Source organism: Paenibacillus oceani, assembly GCF_014705615.1.
Classification (GTDB): Bacteria; Bacillota; Bacilli; order Paenibacillales; family NBRC-103111; genus Paenibacillus_AB; species Paenibacillus_AB oceani.
The window spans coordinates 34,340-52,962 of the sequence record NZ_JACXJA010000052.1; the positions used below are offsets into that span (position 1 = coordinate 34,340).

An 18,623-nucleotide genomic window follows, 5' to 3' on the forward strand; every position below is an offset into this window, starting at 1 on the left:
ATGTAACATAAAAATCGTTTGATACCCGGGAGGGACTTGATTTGAGTTTGCGCAGAGGAAAGCGGGACTGGTGGAGACGAACCGTTCACGCCTGTTTGGTCGTTATTATTTTGATGAGCACGTTATCGCCGGTCCTTCAAGCGTCGTCGTCGGATGTAGACGGTTTGACGGCTGCGGAGGCCAAAGAGCTGCTGGAGAAACTGTTAAGCGGAGGCGGGTTAAATTCAAGCGGAGAAGGCGCGGATAACGCGGGGGAAATCCGCACGATTCAGGCCGCGACGCTGGAGCGGCCTCCGGGTGCGCCCGGAGGGCCGTCGGGATTTGGAGTGACGGGAGCGGTATACGGCCCGGCTTTTTTGCTTCCGAACGATCCGCTGCTGCCGCAGCAATGGGCGTTCGGGGCGATCGAAGCGGAAGCGGCGTGGAATACGGTTACCCGCGCGGCTTACGGTGCCATGCCGCCGGTCGTCGTCGCCGTCATCGACAACGGGTTCGACACGGCCCATCCGGATCTTGACGGCAAGCTGCTGCCGCTGATCGACTGCTCGGGTGATGGAGAGATTCCGTGCGTGGATACGGCTCCGGGGGTACGGGCCGTGAACAAGCTGACGGACGGCGAAGAGCGGGGAACGCACGCCGCGGGAATTATCGCTGCGACTGCGAATAACGGGATCGGGATAACCGGCGCGGCCGGGACGATGCCGGTATCGATTTTGCCGGTTCAGGCGGCCGACAGCGCTTTTAACGTAGCGGCTGCAGTCAGCAGAGCGATGGAGTGGAGAGGAGCGTCGGGTGAGCGGGTAAGCGTCATCTATATCGGCCCCGGGTTCAGGGAGTATGATCCTCCGGCCTACTTGTCCGGTGTGATCGCAGAAGCTTATGCGCAGCAGATCGTCATAGTAGCGGGGGGCGGAGACGACGGAACGCCGGTGCGTAACGGGGACACCGACGCCTACTACCCGGCGGCGCTGCCGCAGGTGATATCGGCGGGAGCCTTGAGCCGGTTGTCAGTCCCGCTGGCCGGATCGAATCCGGGAACAACCGTCATGGCGCCCGGCGAGGAGATCCTAAGCGCGCTGCCGTCCGGGCAGTACGGCACGAAAACCGGTTCGGCCAGCGCCGCCGCATATGTCGCGGCAGCTGCGGCGCTCGTTCGCGCCGTACAGCCGGAGCTCACGGCGGGCGAGGTGCGCCAGGCGATAACGGCCGGTGCATCCGGTACGTCTTGGAGCATGAATCGGACGCTGTTATCCGTTCTACTCGACCCCGGGGATCGGACGGCTCCGGTATGGCCGGCCGGGAGCGTTATCCACGCACCGGCGGTCGGTCACAATGCGGTCCGGCTGGAATGGACGCCTGCGGGCGGCGAGACCGGACTCATCCGGTACGTCTTATACCGGGATGGGGCGCCGCTGCCGGGGGGTTCCGAATCTCCGGTGAACATTCGCGGACTGACGCCCGGCACCTCTTACGTATTCAAGGTCGAAGCGGCCGATTGGTCCGGCAATCGGACGACAGACGGCCCATACATGACGATCCAGACGAAGCCGCCCATCGTTACGGAAAAGATCAGCGTGAATGGGCTTGGCGAGCCGGGGAACGGCGACAGCCGGTATTCGTCCGTCAGCGAGGACGGCAGGTGGGTGGTGTTCGGCTCCGAAGCGGCCAATCTGGTCGCGGGCGATACGAACGGCAAGGAAGACATTTTCCTCAGCGACAGAATGAACCGGATGACGAAACGGATCAGCATGTCGCAAGGCGGTCTGGAGGCCAACGGCAGCAGTCATGCGCCGGTTATGAGCATGGACGGCAGATTCGTTCTGTTTTCTTCCTTCGCGACGAACTTGCTCGCCGCTCCGGAGTCCGGCTCGACGGAAGATCTCTACTTGTACGACGGCGAGACGGGCGGTTTGGAAAAAGTAGCCGAAGACGTAAGCTCCGGTTACGTATACGTGTACGAGAGGCCGTATGCGATGAGCGAGAACGGCCGGTACGTCGCCTTTGCTTCTTACGGGACGAACGGTGTGGAGGATGATTTCAACAACAATTGGGACGTATTCGTCAAGGACCGGTGGAGCGGTCAGACAACCCGGATTACGGACCGGATGTACGGCAGCTTCAAGTATCCCCACACGACCCGGATCTCGATGACGCCGGACGGGCGGTATATTGCGTTCACCTCCGATGAGCATGATCTGGTGCCGGGCGATACGAACGGCAGATCAGACGTATTCGTATACGACCGGAAGACGGGTCTTACCGAACGGGTCAGCCTATCTTCTTCGGGCGAAGAGGGGAATTCCGCCAGCGAGAGCGGATCGATCAGCGCGGACGGACGGTATGTCGTTTTTACTTCGTATGCAAACAATTTTATTCCGGGTGACGACAGCTACAACATGGATTTATTCGTCCGCGACAGAATCGCGAAAACGACGGAGTTCGTAAACGTGACCCTGTCGGCGGAACCGGGCTTCGGATCGAACGAATCGCCCTCGATCAGCGCGAACGGCAGGTGGATCGTGTTTTACTCGAACGATGAGCTGCACCCGGGCGCGTACAACCGGAACGTCTACCTGCACGACCGCGAGACCCTTCAGACGGAGCTGATGAGCGCATCTCCTGCTGGCGAGCCGGGCAACGCCGACAGCATCCGCGGAGCTGTAAGCTGGAACGGCAAATATGCGGTTTTCGATTCGGCCGCTTCCAACTTGGCAGACGAACCGGAAGGAGAATCCTCTTACGGGCATATCTATTTCAGGGAACTGCCGGTTTACGCGAACAGCGACCGGACACCGCCCGTATGGGGCGAAGGCGCCGCTCTTGCCGCAGCGCAAACGGGCGGCACCTATGCGGCGCTCCGCTGGACGCCGGCGCTGGATGAAGCAAGTCCGGCGATCTATAAGGTATACTGCGACGGCGTACTGCTGGATATCGTACCGGAACCGGCTTATCTCGTTACCGGATTGTCGCCGGGCACCTCGTATTCGTTCGCCGTTGAACCGGGCGATACGTTCTACAACTGGAGCGCGGCGCGGATATCGGCGTCGGCTTCGACGCTTGCCCAGCCTGAGACGACGCCGCCGGAAACCGCAAGCGGCATCGCATTGCTGCCGGAACTCGGAGGTTTGGAGGTCCGCTGGACCGACTCGGCTTCTCTCGATTATGTCGGGACCATCGTGAAGTGGCGGAAGAAAGGGGCGATCGGCTACAAAGAAACGGCTCGGACCGCGCCGAGCGTACAGACGGCGGCTATGCACGGACTTACGAACGGAACCGAATACGAGGTCGTGCTCGTCAGCCTGGATGCGGACGGCAACCGTTCCGAAAGCGCCCCGGCCACAGCCCGTGTGACCCAAGGGCGGCAAATCACCCGCGTAAACGTCTCCGGCTCCGGGGAACAAAGCAACCAAACGAGCTTGCGTCCGGATGTGAGCGATGACGGAAGATACGTCGTATTTGATTCGGATGCGGATAACTTGGCGGAACTGGACGGTAATGGAAAAACGGACGTATTCCTGTATGACCGGGTTACCGACACGATCGAGCTGATCAGTAAAACCGGAAACGGAGCTTCCGCCGACCAGATGAGCTTCGAACCGAAAATTAGCGGCGACGGACGGTATATCGTATTCACCTCGTATGCAGGGAACCTGATAACGGACGACGCGGCCGGCCCGGGGGCGGATGTGTTTCTGTACGACCGGCATACCGGACGTATGGCCAAAATCAGCTATCCGGCCGAAGGCGGGGCGGGCAACGGCGACAGCTACAGGTCGGCTATAAGTGGCGACGGCTCAAGAATTGTCTTCCTTTCCTATGCCAAGCTGGTGCCGGACGCACCGGATCAACTGAATGTATACCTGTACGAGCGGGAGACGGACTCCGTGTCGCTGCTGCGGCTGGCAGACGGAACGATCGCGAACGACGACAGCGGTCCGCCCGTGATTAGCGGCAACGGTCAGTATATTGCTTTCGCTACGGAAGGAAGCAACATGGACCGGACCGATACGGACCGCTACCTGGACGTTTATTTATTCCATATTCCCGACAAAACGGTCAAGCGGATCTCGACGTTCCCGGGCGACCGGACGATTTCCTACGATCCGTCCATTAGCGAGGACGGACGTTACGTGGCGTTCAAGTACGAAGATCACAGCGATTATAATCTGTTTCCGGTTATTTACATGTACGACCGGGACCGGGATGAGACAGTCGCGGTTAGCCGATCTGTCACCGGAGGACTGCCGGACGGAGATAGCGAATCGCCTTCCATAAGCGGAGACGGTCGGTATGTCGTATATGCTTCGAGAGCGGCCAACCTGGCAGCAGCAGACTCCAACGGCTTATACGACGTATATGCGTTCGACCGGATTACCGGAGAGACGGCCCCGCTAAGCCTCACGTATGCCGGCGGATGGGCGGGCGGCAGCTCCAAAATGCCTGCGGTGAGCGGCGACGGAACATACGTGGTGTTTGAATCGGAAGCTTCCGATCTGATCACCGGCGATACGAACGGTGTATCCGATCTGTTCCTCGCACCTATGCAGGCGCCGCCTCCCGACGATACGGTTCCTCCGGTGTTCCCGGAGGGCGGCCGCGCCCTGGTGAAGGAAGCGGGAGCCGACTTTGTGACGCTGAGCTGGCAGGCGGCAAGCGACGACCGTGCTGTTACGGGCTATCGCGTTTATTACGGCGGCGCAACTTACGTTTCTTTTCCCGGTCCTGCAAAGGAAGGAACCGTTTGGGGGCTTCTGCCCGGTACCGAATATACATTTACGGTAAAAGCGGTGGATGGGGCAGGAAACGAAAGTACGAACGGATTAACGGTCGTTGCCGCGACAAAGAGCGGATCGGAGGTGCGGCTGAACGACGTCCGGGCCGCGGCCAAGCGGAACGCCCTCGGCTACGCAACTCTGAACGGAACGGTGCGGCTCGAAGCGGAGGGAAGTCCCGGAGGGAACGCAGAAGCCCGTATCGACTATGTCAGAGCGGACGATACGGCCGATAGCTTGGTCATCCCGCTTACCGCTTCCGGTGCGGCAAGTCCGCTTTATGCGGGGGAATTCGCCATCCCGGAGGGCGTCAAGCTGATCCGCAGCGTGGAAGTAACTTTAACTGTAGCCGCCGCATCCGCCAAGCTGAGCAAGACGCTGGATATCCCCGTAGGCGGCAGCTTGAAGCTGCACATCCGCTCCGAGGACGGATCGAGGCTCCAAAATGCGGTGCTGACGCTGAGCGGCGGCGCGTTGCAGGGCGAACAGAAAGTAACGCTGACCGGCAACGGCTCCTACACGTTCGGCGGTCTCCCTTCAGGCGAAGGCTATGAGCTGAAGCTCCGCTCCTCGCTTGGCCGCGAGCTGCCTTTGAGGGAATCGGATCAAGGATATACGGTCCGTCAGGGGCTAACGGCGGAAGCGACCGTCCATCTCCGCGTGTTCCTCCAGGTCGTCTATGCCGGCGGCGGGATCGCCGACATCACGTGGTCGATTCCGGCGGACGAAACGGATTTGGCGGGCTTTGTGATCTATCGGAAGACAGGCGGCGCCGACCCGGCCGAAGTCGGCCGAGTAAACGATCCGTCGGTTACGAAGTTCACCGACACGGGACTGGCAAGCGGAGCTTCGTATTCGTATGAGGTGCACAAACGGACAACGTCGGGCACGCAGACTCCTTTCTCCGACGAAGTGACATTTTTTACTCCGGAATTGTCGATCGCCGATCCGTTATGGAACGTGGATACGATCCGGGTAGGCAGCTCGAAATATGCCGTAACGGGCAGCGGCCTCCAGGTCCGGTTCAAAGGCGAAGCGAACCGCAGCGCCAAGATGACGGTGGAGTACAAAACGTGGTTCGACGATGCTGGGCAACTGCTGGAAGAGCCGGCGCAGCAGACGAAAGAAATCGCGATGGAGCCGGACCCCGAAGCACCGAACGGGTACAAAGGGACATTTGTGCTGGATGATGGGATCTCCGAGGTGCGACTCGTAAAACTGTCCGTCACGGACGCTTCCGGCCGGAGCGCGGAAAGAGAGGTGACTGGACTGTATTATCCGGTTGCCGGCAAACTGAAAGTGAACGTACATCCGATACCGGAAGATTTCGGGAAATACGACGGCAATATAACCGTCCGGGGGAAATCGTACGCAACGTGGAGCGAGATCGGGACGGGCGGCGGGGAGATTGCGATTCCGCTTCCTTCCGGAACGGATTATTCGTTCGCGATTATGGGCAGCAACAGAACCGTTATTTGGAATAAGGCAAACATCGGCATTCAAAACGGATTGCAGACGGAAGTTCAACTGGAGCCGCCGGCCAGAGTGCGCATCACGGTACTTGACGCCAAAGGCCAGCCGCTTCCGAACGTGAAATACGTCCTTCGCGGAAATCGCGGGTCGGTCGACCAAGGGACGACGGGACCGGACGGTATCATCGTCTCTCAAAAAGCGTTGTTCGTCGGGGAAACGGTCATGGTAACGACGGACATGAGCGATCAGCCGGCCTATAAGCCCTTCACTGCTTCCTTCGTGCTGGACCGGGAGCATTATGAGCAGTCGGTCTCACCAGTGGCGAAGCCTAGCGGTACGTTGTTCGGCAGCGCATTGGACCCGACTGGCAAGCCGACCCCGGACGCCGCCGTACACATCTACAATGTATCGTTCCGCAGCGTCGCAGCGGTTGACGAGAACGGCATGTACAGCATGGAAGTGCCGGCAGGCTCCGTCACCGTGGAGGCGGTAAGCAAATCGAATGCGCTGGTGCGTTCGAAGCCGGCCCGTATGGACGTAACGGAAGGCGAGCGGGTTCAGAGAGACCCGAAGCTGCTGAACATGGATGCGAGGGTTAACATCAATTTGTATACCAAATTGCCCGGCGGCAATTGGCAAGGTCCGCTCGATCTCGATTGGAGAGTCGCGATCCATATGCACCTGACGTCCACGCATTCGGTGCTGGAGCACGGGAACCCGGCGCGTATCCGGGCGCAGGAGGGCGATGTCGTCCAAATATGCGCCGACGGCCGGGAGGCCGGTCTGTCCAAGGGTTGTGCGGAGACGACGATCGACGGGAACCGGAACGGCGCCGTTGATCTGTTTCTCGAAAGCGCCGGCTCGTCGGTTACCGGTTCGATCGTTTATCCGGAGGGCTCCGCTTCGGCAAGCTACCGGGGGGATTTGTACCGGCTGAGCGAGCAGGGACGGTTGAATTTGCAGCGAATCGTTTGGCTGAACAGCGGACCTTTTAGACTGGACATTGCCGAGGAAGGACATTACATGCTGTATGTCAGCGACAAACCGTCTAGTCCAACGGCTGCTCAAACCGTAAGCTTCCGGCTCGGGGCGGGCGAATTGAAGCCGCTCGGCGACATTCGGCTGAGCAACAGCGGGAAGTTCAAAGGCAGAAGCGGAACGAGTCTCCAGCTTTTGTCCGGACCGGCCACGCTTGGCAGTGCAACTGCTATCCGAATCAGCTACGCCAATACGGGAGAACCCCGGGGACAGGCGGAGCAAGCGAAGCTTACGATCGGGCTGCCGGAAGGCACCGCGATCGTACCAGGCAGCGTCACGGTGGGGGGACAACCGAGCGAAGCGCGGGTGCAGGGACAAACTGCGGAGATTCCGGTGGGAACTGTCGCGGCAGGCGCTTCGGGAGTCGTGTTGTTCCAGCTGTCGATCGACCAGGTGGACTCGAATCAGGAGAAGGTTTTGTCCGCTTCGCTGCACTATGCGTACGGCGCTGAGGAACGCGAAGAGTTTCTTGGAGCGCGCCAGATAGATACGGTGCCGATCACGCTTGCGGCGCCGGAGACGGTTACCGGTTACTCGATGAAAGTGAACGGGAAGGCGCCTGCGGGTGAACAGGTGACCGTATATGACGGAAATGTGCCGCTTGGTCAGGCGGTAAGCTCGCCGGCCGGCTATTGGTATCTGTCCGTACAGTTGCCCGAATCCCGCGAGCCCGAACACCGGCTGCGGGCGGAGACGGTCGTCGGGGGACGGCACGTAACGAGCGCGACGGCTCTCGTGAACGTCGATCCTGAAGCGGCGCTGCTGGAGGAAATGTCGATGATGCAGGCGGATGGACGCAGGATGACGTTCCGCCCGTCCGAAGGGCAGGCTATATTCCCCTACGTCGTCGTGCCGGGTAAGCCGTTCCTGTTCGAGATGAGCTTCAGCCAGCCGGAACGCATTAGCGACGTAACGGTGCAGATGGGCAACAACATCGCTAATGCTCAAAAGGTGGATGACTTATTCAAGGCGACCATTCCGACAACAGACGATATCGGTCCGGTATGGGTGTCCTACCGGGTCAAGCCGAGGTGGGTTCCGGATACGGCGGGCGGCATGCCGACAGAGGAGCAGTTCCGCAGCCGGCTGCCGTCCCGTATGCAAAATTATACGATCGAGCAAATCACGATTCCCGACGCGGACTTGAATGCCGTACTTAACGGGACGGCGGACTCGGCCAAGTCGGCGGTGATCGACGCCAAAGTGCCCGGCGATATGAATGCGCAGGCGCAGATTACGGTTCAGCGGATGCCGGATTACGAGCCGACGCCGGACGAATACAGGCAGGCGGAGTATACCGGGCTTCCCGTCTACGGCACGTCGGTCAGCTACAAGAAAAAGGGCAATTCGCTCGTCATCGATTTCAGCATCAACATTCCGGCGGAAGCAATCAGGGAAGCGGGAAGTCTGGCCGCAGGTTTGCAGCGGCTCGGCCAAAAGGCGGCCGGGACGACGGGCAAAGCTGGCCAGGGCGAAGTCCGCATCATGTCCGGCGGCAAAAAAGAAATGATCAAGCTCGCGCTTCAACTGACGCTTGACGCTCTGACCGATCACGTACCGGATGTTATGGCGCTGATCGACAAACTGAAAAGCTTAAAGGATCTCGCAGGCGCCTCGAAACTGTTCGAAAAAGCCGAGAAGCTGCTGATCCGTGCGCAAAATTTGTGCGATCCGAGAGCTAGCGAGTATTACACGAGATGGGCCGAGGAAATCGGCACGACGATTATGATCCATGAAGGGATCAAGTGGACGCTTCAGGCGGCCGGTCTCGTTCTGGGGCCCGAGACGCTCGGGCTCAGTACGGCTCTTGGGTTCTGGCTGAGCGGGCTGTTAGCGGAAAACGTGCTCGACTCGCTCGTCGAAGACGAACAAGGCAAGCTGGAGAAGGCGCTGGATCAATTTAAGTGCAAGCTGAAGCCTTATCCGGAGAAAAAACCGCAAGCCGATCCGAAATTTATATGGGACCCGAGCGGTTATGTGTACGAAGGGCTGCCGGACAATCGCGTTCCGGATGTGAAGGCCACGGTGCTGGAGCAAGATCCGGCCAGCGGATTATGGAACGTCTGGGATGCGGCCTGGTACGGTCAGGCCAACCCACAGTATACAAACGGGGAAGGGCGATACGGCTGGGACGTGCCGAAGGGCAGATGGCAGGTCATGTATGAGAAGGAAGGGTATGAGACGGCCTACAGCCATGAGATGGAGGTGCCGCCGCCGCATTTCGACGTGAATGTTCCGATCGTATCGTATCAGCCGCCGGAAGTCACTTTCGTTACGGCTCAGCCGGGAGGCGGCTCGGTGGACGTCTACTTCTCGAAGCCGGTTAACGCGGACGATCTGGCGCCGGAGCTGATCCGCTTAGACGGACGGGAAAGCACGGTCTCCGGAAGCGTGTATGGAATCGGTCCGGTGACGGTTGGCGGCCGGACGATTGCGAGCGGTATCCGGTTCCAGCCTGCGGCTCCGCTGACGGTCGGCGAGACGTATGAAGTAACGGTCAGCCGTTCGGTTACAAGCTATGCGGACATTCCGCTTCAAGCCGACGTCCGCCGTACGATTACGGTGCAGGGGCAGGATCTTGCTCCTCCTTCCGAGGTAGTCGAGGTCAGAGAAGGGATGACGTCCGATTCGATTACGCTGATCTGGAACGACCCGGCAGACCCGGATTTCGATAAAGTGCGCGTATACTGGAAAAAATCGTCCGATCCGTCCTATGGTGCTCCGCTTGATGTGAGCAAAGGGATGAAATGGGTGTCGGTGAGCGGACTGGAGCAGGGCGACTATTCGTTCCGGCTGGCAACCGCCGATACGAACGGCAACGAATCGGCCGGAGTCGTGCTGATGCGTACGATCGGCGAGCGCGAACGGGACGATTACTCTCCGCCGCTGCCGATCCTCGATCTGAGGGTGACCGCAGCGGAAGCGGACCGGCTCCAGGTCGCTTGGACCGATCCGGTAGCGACGGATCTGGCGAAGCTGATCCTGAGCTGGAAGCCGGCCGGAAGCTTCGCTCTGGCGAAGACGGCCGCTGTCGATCCGGGAGTCGGGACGTATACGATCTCGGGACTGGAGCCGAATACCGAATATGAGGTTGCGATCCAGGCTGCCGACCGGAGCGGTAACCAGTCGATAGGAAGTCAGCTCTCTGCCGCGACGAAGGCGGCGAACGGCAAACCGCTGCCGGGTCCAGGCGGCGGAGGCGGATATGCGCCGGTTCCTCCGAAAATACCGGGAGCAGGCTCGGAATGGATCATGGAGCAAAAAGGCGGAACATACACCGCATATGACGGCAAAGTGAAGGTAGTCGTGCAGGAAGGGGCTGTCCCTGCGGGCAGCAAGCTGACGGTCGTGCAAAGCGAAAGCCCGGCGGCGCAGCCGGGATCGGGATATTCGTTAGCATCCCCAGTTTACGAGCTGAATCTCGGGACGATCCGACCGAAGCAGCCGCTAACGCTGCTGATCGAATACGACCCTGCACTGTTAAACGGATTGGATGCAGCCCGTCTTGGATTGTATAAGCGGGACACGATGGCTGCGGCCGGATGGGGATATGTCGGGGGAATTGTACAGGAGAAGGAGCATCGGGTCCGCACGGACGTGACGGAATCCGCCCAGTACGCCGTACTTCTGTATGAACGCAGCTTTAGCGATTTGGCGGGGCACTGGAGCCGGCCGGACGTCGATGTTCTCGTCAGCCGACATATCGTGAACGGGGTATCGGAGAACCGGTTCGAGCCGGACCGGGCGATCACCCGCGCGGAAATGACGAAGATGCTCGTCGAGACGCTGATTGGTGCCGGTTTACAAAAACTGGATGCTCCGGAAGCACCGACTTTCCGGGACGTTTCGAAGGAAGCGTGGTATTACGCGTACGTCGAAACGGCATCCCGCGCCGGGATTGCGCAAGGCGCAGACGGCATGTTCCGTCCGGGCGATCCTGTGACTCGCGAAGAAATGTCGCTGTTCGTCGGCCGGGCCGTAAATCTGCTTAGCCGCGACGCTTCGGAGCAGCCTGACGGCGACACGTTGCTGGACCGGTTCGAAGACGCCGGCCGGATCTCGGAATGGGCGAAGAGCGGTATGGCCCGCGCCGTCAGTCTCGGTTTCATCCAGGGGATGACGGACCGGACGATCGAACCTCAGGCAGAAGCGTCCCGCGCACAGGCGGCTGTTCTGCTGCTGCGTTTGCTGGCCCGTTACGGATATATAAGCGAGTAGGTCAGAAGCCGCCCGGTGAGGGCGGCTTTTGCCTTGCCCCCTTATCCGGAAGATCGGATACGAACATTCCTTATAGAGATAGTTCAAAAAGTCCACTTTTGATCACGAAGCAGATACAGGAAGCCTGCTCGACATCGAATATGGAAATTCAGCCGGAACTTCCGGTGCTCACAAAAGCACCCACTACGCTCCGTCCTCATTTCCTAGCTTCATCCCATCTTCTCGGTGCTGAAAACCGGACTTTTTGAACTCGCACTTATAGGGGGGGACGACAGCAAATGATAACGAAACGTTGTTTATTTTGCGATAAAATCGTGCCGGTTAAAGAAAAGGGCGAATACAGCTGGTTTGTCGGCTGCAGCTGTGCGCCCGACAGCCACTACAGTTTGCGTACGGACAGCTATGAGCCGTTTGCCGCGCTTTCTTATCAAGTGAAGCACCAGACGTTCCCGATCGTCTCCGGGTATATCCGCGATATGAGCGAATGCGGAGAAACGGTTGCTCTCGCGATCGACGATCTGGAGCCGATCTGCGAGTCTCCGCGCGTACCGGCCTCGATCGAAGAGAAGGCCGACCTGCTGCTCACTTATTTCCACAGGCGTTGTTCGGGGCCGAACGAAGCGGTCGTCATCCGGCAGCTGCCCGAGCAGTACAACTTGACGTATTCGCCGAACTTGCAGGAGTTCATCCATATTATAGAGAAGCTCCGGGAAGAACGGCTGATCGAGAGGGCCGGATCGACCATCCGGCTGACGGACAAAGGGTGGCAGGAAGCGGCCGCCAAAGCCGGAGGCAAACAGTTGAAGCCCTGCTTCGTAATACTGGCCGATCACGAGCAGATGCGGACGGAATGGGCCGAGAAAGTATTTCCGAAACTCGAAGGGTGCGGGTACTTTCCGAGACTGGCCGGCAAGCCGGAGGCGGGCAAGGTCGGAGACGATACGATCCGGCTCATGTCCGGCAGCAAGCTGCTAATCGCGGATTTATCGGTGCCATCGCCCGAAGTGTACTTTGCCGCAGGGCTGGCGCTCGGCCTGGACGTACCGGTCGTCTGGACGGTGAACCGGAAGGAGGCGGACCGTCTGCTGATCCAGACGGATCAGGTGCGCCCGTTCGTGTGGGACCGGGCCGAAGAGCTTGCCGATCTGCTTCAGCATCGGATTCGGGCTTTGTGATTTGGCGTGCGGCTTCCCGCTAGGCGGTTCGGGGTTGAAATTTTGTGAACGAACCGACTGGCAGAGGCGATAATTGACAGAGGCGGCAGTGACAGCGACAGCGGAAGAAAAACTTCCTTTAACGGGAGAAAAACTTCCTTTAGCGGAAGAAAAACTTCCTTTATTTGAACGATTGCGCTTCAGATCGGCTTATAGAGGAAGATTTGCTTCCGCTATTTAGGGGTAAAGGACGAGCGAGGCTCGTTTTTGCGGGAATAACGGAAGTGTTTCTTCCGGTTAAAGTTGAAATCGGGGGGGATTACGTGAATAGCGGAAATGATTCTTCCGGTTTATTGCTGAATCCGAGGGGTTCCTTGAATGACGGAATTGTTTCTTCCGCTGGAACCAGCCGGTAACCTGATTACTCATCTAGCCAACTAGCATCTTGAACCACCAGCTCTGCATCGTCAGCGTGGATCATCCAGCCTAGTACCATCTGCTCAGCACCATCAGCAGAGCATTATCAGCAGAATACCATCAGCAGAGCGCCATCATCCGTGCATGATCAGCACTACATCTTCAACACTTCTCAGTCGGCTCTGCATCATCAGCCCTGTACCATCAGCCCGGGACCCCCATCCGCTCGCACTAGCCCCCAGCTCTATCACACGCCCGCCCTATCACGGCTTTTTCATCCTAAGTCCGTATGATTGCCCGTCTGTGACAAGGAAGGGCAGACGCGCGAAGAAATGTGGTTGACAAGCGAAAGAAGTTGCGATAACTTGTGGATAGGCTTATGTTCATCCAATTTCGGGAGCGCTCCCAGATGGACGGTCAGGAGGTAGTCACATGATTAAGAAATTGGTAGATCTGCTGGAACAGAAGATGGCTTTGATCGTCAGCGTACCGTCCAATTCGCTTCCTTTGATTCAGGCGGCGGTAGAAGGAGGGGCGGATGCGATAAAAATACATTTTAATGTCGAACACCGGGCCAGCGGGATGACGTTTGGCAAGCCGGAGCAATATGCCGGGCTCGCAGAAGAGATCGCCCGGATATTCCCGGGGCCGATCGGCTGCGTGCCGGGGGATTCGTCCGAGAAGGTGACGAAGGAGACGATCGACCGGCTCGTTGGTTACGGCTTCGACTTCGTCTCGCTGTACGCCCATCATGCCCCCGCCTGGATCTGCACAGAGCGCAGAATCAGTACGATGGTCGCCGTCAGCGGCGACTACACGGAACGGGAAGCGGCTTCGTTCCGGACGCTGCCGATTGACGTATTGGAGGCGTCGATCGTACCGGGGACAGAATACGGTACCCCGCTGACGGTCCGAGATTTGCTCGCCTACCGAGGACTTGTCGAAGCGTCGGGCAAACCTGTTGTCGTACCGAGCCAGCGCCGCATTACGGTCGACGATCTGGAAGCGCTGCAATTGACCGGCATGCGCGGCGTCATGATCGGAGCGATCGTAACCGGGACCGAGGCGTCGTCGATCTACGAGACGACGAAACATTTCCGCAGGGCTATGGACGCCCTAAACGGAAACGGCTGAGCGATTGCGTTCAGGCCTCGAACGATGAGTTGTACGAAAACCAAATCAGAGTATAGTTTTTTGGGAGCGCTCACGGTTCTGCGGTCGGATTTATCGATCTCCGCCTTTTCGTGAATGGTAGTATGGAACTGATAAAAATAAGGATACACGGACGGGAGAGATTAGGATGACGGCAAGCAAGCAAGGAAGAGCGGATAACATGGGACAATACGACGTCATCGTCGCGGGAGGAGGGCCGTCCGGAACCGCGGCGGCCATCGCCGCCGCCCGCGGAGGAGCGAAGACGCTGCTGATCGAGCGGTACGGCTTCCTCGGCGGGATGATTACGAACGCTTTGGTCGGGCCGATGCAAAGCTTCCATTCGAAAGACGAACAGCTCGTCCTGGGCATAGCCGAAGAGGCGATAGCGAAACTCGTGGAGCTCGGAGGATCTCCGGGGCATGTGAAAGATATGGTCGGCTTCGCTCCGTCCGTCACGCCGGTCGATGTGGAAAAGCTGAAATACGTCCTCCAGCAAATGTGCGTGGATAGCGGCGTCGAGCTTATGCTGCATACGGTCGTCACCGGAGCGGACGTGTCGGAAGGACGGATCGGGAAGCTTCATGTGTACAACAAATCCGGTCCGCAGACGGTGCAAGCGCCGGTAGTCGTCGATTGTACGGGCGACGGGGATGTGATCTGGCAAGCCGGCGTTCCGTTTCTTAAAGGAAGAGAAAAGGACGGCCTCGCTCAGCCGATGACGATGATGTTCCGGATGGGCGGCGTTGATCTGGAACGGGTCAGAGCGTACATGGCGCTCCATCCGGACGAGTTCGTGCTGGCGGAAGACTGGGAGAACTGCTCTCATGTCGGCGTGTCGGGCTTCTTCTCGCTCGTTCGCGAGGCGAGACAATCGGACGAGCTGACGATCGAACGCGACCGCGTGTTGTTGTTTGAACTTCCGGCGCCGGGTGAAGTGAGCGTCAACATGACCCGCGTCATCCGTTACGACGCAACCGATGGGCAGGCGCTTACGCAGGCGGAGATCGTATCCCGTGCACAGGTTATGGAAGCGGTGGGGTTTCTGAACAAGCGGATTCCGGGCTTCGAGAACGCCACCTTGATCAACTGCGGCACCCAGATCGGCGTAAGGGAATCGCGCCGTATGCAAGGCGTGTATACGCTCACCGGTGAAGACGTGCTCGCCGGACGCAAGTTCGACGATGTGATCGCCCGGGGTTCGTATCCGATCGACATCCATTCTCCGGACAGCGGCGATCTGGACGCCACCGAGATGAAGTCCGCCTCGTCCTACGACATCCCGTACCGCTGTCTGCTCAACGATACGGCGCGGAATCTGATTGCGGCCGGGCGCTGCATATCCGCTACGCACGAAGCGCTTGCTTCGGCGAGGGTATCGCCGACGGCGATGGCGATCGGGGAAGCGGCGGGCACGGCGGCGGCGCTGGCCGCTGTATCGGGGATCGAGCCCCGGCAACTGGACATCAGGCTGCTTCAGAAGAAGCTGATCGAACAGGGCTGCAATCTCGGGCTGCAGCCGGAAGGGAGATAAGATGAAGCCTATCGCCTTAGTCCCGTTAGACAGCCGGCCTTGCTGCCGGTCGTTTCCCGAATCGATCGCGGCAATCGGCGGGTTCCGCCTGCTTACGCCGGCGGTCGAACGGCTCGGCCGGTTCATGACGCCGGGCGATTGCTCAGCCGTTCGGGACTGGCTTCGAGAAGCGGCTTCGCGAGCGGACGGCATCGTCGTGGCGGCGGACCAGCTCGCTTATGGCGGGCTGATCGCCTCCAGAACCTGCGAGAGAAGCTTCGAGCAGGCGATGGAGACGCTGGACGTGCTGCGGGAGATCAAGGAACGTTATCCGTCCAAGCCGATCTATGTGTCCAGCGTGCTGATGCGAACTACGGTTACCGGCAAAAATGCGCTGTTCGCTAAGTACTGGAAGCTGGTAGCCGATTACGCCCGGTTGTATGACCGGGTTTACCGCCTGCTGGAGAGCGGCCTGGAGGATGAGCTTGCCCGCGTGCAATCGGAAATTCCGCAGGAGGTGCTGGAGGACTTCTTCCGCGCGCGCGAGCGGAATAAACTCGTGCACCGCAAGCTGATCGAATGGGCGGGTGCAGGCGTGATCGATTACTTGGCGATTACGCAGGAGGATGCAAGCCCGGTGGGCGTCCATATTCCCGAGCAGCATGAGCTGCAGCGCGTGATGTACGAGCAGCGGGCGCAGGCGAAAACGATCTTGTACCCGGGCGCTGACGAAGCGGCTCAGACGCTGCTTGCTCGGATGATGCAGACGTTGTCGGGCCGCCGGGTGAAGGTGTATCCGCGGTTTTCGTCCGATGCCGGCAAGCTGGCTATCCCGGCCTTTGAGGACCGGCCCGTGGAGGAGACGGTCAGAGCCCATCTGTGGTCGGCGGGCGTGATCGTCGTAGGTGCTGCGCTGGAAGCGGATCTGATATTGTCCGTAAACCCTCCGTTGGCGGGTAAACTGGACGGCGGTCAGGAGCCTCACGGGTTAAAAGCCTGTTTCGATTCGCGCCATATGCTCACCGATCTGGTCGAAAGCGCCCGTTATGACATGCTGCAAGGCCGCCGGGTCGCCGTCGCCGATGTAGCGATGCCGAACGCCTCGGACGTGGAGCTGGTCCGGTATTTGCTGGACGAACGGCTGTTTACGGGGCTTACCGCTTATGCCGGCTGGAATACGGCCGGCAATACGCTCGGCACCTGCATCGCGCATGCGGTGGCGCGGACGCTGCATGAGACGACTGCTGCCGCCCCTTGCGCGGCGGAGGCGGATACCGAGCATTATTCGTTTCTGCTCTCCAGGCTGATGGACGAATGGGGCTATCAGGCCCAGGGGAGAGGCGAAGTCAATGGCTGGATATCGGAGCAGGGTTTGAGCGGAAGTCCGTGGGATCTGGAGTCGGATTACGACCGGGTTAACTCCAAGGCCGCCGAGATCGTGCGGCAGCTGTTCGACAAGACGAAGCCGCAACTGCTCGGACCCGTGTTCCCTGCCGCCGGAGGGGCGGGCGGCGCGATCATCGGCGCGGAGCTGGACACGGTGCGGTTGCCGTGGAACCGGACGTTCGAGGCGGAGGTCCGTGTCCGGGTCTCGCTTGCGGATGACGGCGATCCAACTACAGTTTGACAAGCGGCGCCCGACACTGAAATAATGAAAGAAAAAGAAGCGCGGTGATAGCGATTGTCGTATACGCTCGAGTCCATAGCCAAACTGTCCGGCGTCTCCAGAGGGACCGTTTCGCGGGTCATTAACAATCAGCCCGGCGTGAAGCCGGCCGTCCGGGAACGCGTGCTGGGCGTAATAGCGGAAACAGGTTATGTGCCCAATCCCCAGGCGCGAAGCTTGGCCGGAGGCCGGACGGAAAATATCGGAGTTGTCGTATTCGGCAATAGCCCCCTGTTTTTGTCGCACCATCTATTTTTCGAAGTGCTGCAGGGCATCCAGAGCCATTCGACGCTGAACGCTTACGATCTGGTGCTGTTCTCCAACCGAAGCGACCGGGACGCCGAATATTGGAAAAGGATCGGCGACAAGCGCAAAGTGGACGGGCTCATCATAATGGGGGAACGGATTCAGGAGTCGTACTTGCAATATTATTACGAACGGGACATTCCGTTCGTATTGGTCGGCAAACGGCTAAGCGACAATATTCCTCTGTTCTGCGTGACGTCCGATTACCGGAAGGGCGCTTATGAAGGAACGAAGCATTTGCTCGATCAGGGACAACGCAAAATCGTTTTGATCCGGGGGCTGCTGAACACGTACCACGAGAACGAACGGTATGCCGGCTATGTGCAGGCGCTGGAAGAAGCCGGTCTGGGACCGGACGAGTCGCTTATGCTGTACGGACAAGCAGAGAAGCAGACGGCTTACGCCGAGATGAGCAGGCTGCTGGAGGGCGGCGTCACGTTTGACGGCGTATTTTCCGGCAACGATCTGATGGCGTTCGGAGCGAGCGAAGCGATGAAGGAGCGGGGTCTGCGTATACCGCAGGACGTCGCCGTTGTCGGGTACGACGATATCGAAGCGGCCCAATATTTCGCCCCGCCGCTAACGTCGGTCCGGCAGGATAAGCGGAGGATCGGCCAGGAAGCGACGCAACTGCTTATGAAACTGCTCCATAATCAGATCGACCGGTCCGTACCGAGCGATATTATTATCGACAGCAGGCTCGTAATCCGGGACAGCTCGCAAAGCCGTTAATGCGCTCCTATTGCGTCAGCCGGGCACGTTCAGCGCCTTCCTTACACATCCGATCCATCCATTGATAACGACGAAGCCGTCTTCTCGTAGATTTTTCTACGAAGAAACGGCTTTTCTAGTATACTAATAAAGGTTGACAGGCTAGGCATCCTAATATATTATGGATTGAAAATTAAACATAC

Annotated in this window: 6 protein-coding genes; all 6 read left to right on the forward strand. The window is 59.1% G+C overall.

The window, feature by feature from the left end:
• Positions 1-41: 41 nt before the first annotated feature.
• The 6 genes from IDH45_RS29365 to IDH45_RS29390 all read left to right on the forward strand — a co-directional run bounded on the left by IDH45_RS29365 (position 42) and on the right by IDH45_RS29390 (position 18,441).
• On the forward strand, positions 42-11,501 hold the full coding sequence (locus IDH45_RS29365) for a fibronectin type III domain-containing protein (RefSeq protein ID WP_190931722.1): 11,460 nt from the start codon (positions 42-44) through the stop codon (positions 11,499-11,501).
• A gap of 278 nt (positions 11,502-11,779) precedes the next feature.
• Positions 11,780-12,676 (forward strand): hypothetical protein, encoded by an 897-nt coding sequence (locus IDH45_RS29370; protein ID WP_190931723.1) that lies wholly within the window; start codon positions 11,780-11,782, stop codon positions 12,674-12,676.
• Positions 12,677-13,504: 828 nt separating this feature from the next.
• A complete protein-coding gene (locus IDH45_RS29375; protein WP_190931724.1) occupies positions 13,505-14,206 on the forward strand; it encodes a hypothetical protein in 702 nt (233 codons plus the stop codon).
• A 166-nt stretch (positions 14,207-14,372) separates the two neighbouring features.
• Positions 14,373-15,758 carry an FAD-dependent oxidoreductase gene (locus tag IDH45_RS29380; RefSeq protein ID WP_223837100.1) on the forward strand — a complete coding sequence of 462 codons (1,386 nt, stop codon included), beginning with the start codon at positions 14,373-14,375 and terminating at the stop codon, positions 15,756-15,758.
• A gap of 1 nt (position 15,759) precedes the next feature.
• Positions 15,760-17,364: a DUF4127 family protein gene (locus tag IDH45_RS29385; protein WP_190931725.1), complete on the forward strand. Its 1,605-nt coding sequence runs from the start codon at positions 15,760-15,762 to the stop codon at positions 17,362-17,364.
• Between the two features lie 54 nt (positions 17,365-17,418).
• Positions 17,419-18,441 carry a LacI family DNA-binding transcriptional regulator gene (locus IDH45_RS29390; RefSeq protein ID WP_190931726.1) on the forward strand — a complete coding sequence of 341 codons (1,023 nt, stop codon included), beginning with the start codon at positions 17,419-17,421 and terminating at the stop codon, positions 18,439-18,441.
• Positions 18,442-18,623 lie beyond the last annotated feature (182 nt).

Bases quoted from the DNA above. Each gene is read 5' to 3' on its own strand.
- IDH45_RS29370 (WP_190931723.1), top strand. From the start codon at position 11,780: ATGATAACGAAACGTTGTTTATTTTGCGATAAAATCGTGCCGGTTAAA.
- IDH45_RS29375 (WP_190931724.1), top strand. From the start codon at position 13,505: ATGATTAAGAAATTGGTAGATCTGCTGGAACAGAAGATGGCTTTGATC.
- IDH45_RS29380 (WP_223837100.1), top strand. From the start codon at position 14,373: ATGACGGCAAGCAAGCAAGGAAGAGCGGATAACATGGGACAATACGAC.
- IDH45_RS29385 (WP_190931725.1), top strand. From the start codon at position 15,760: ATGAAGCCTATCGCCTTAGTCCCGTTAGACAGCCGGCCTTGCTGCCGG.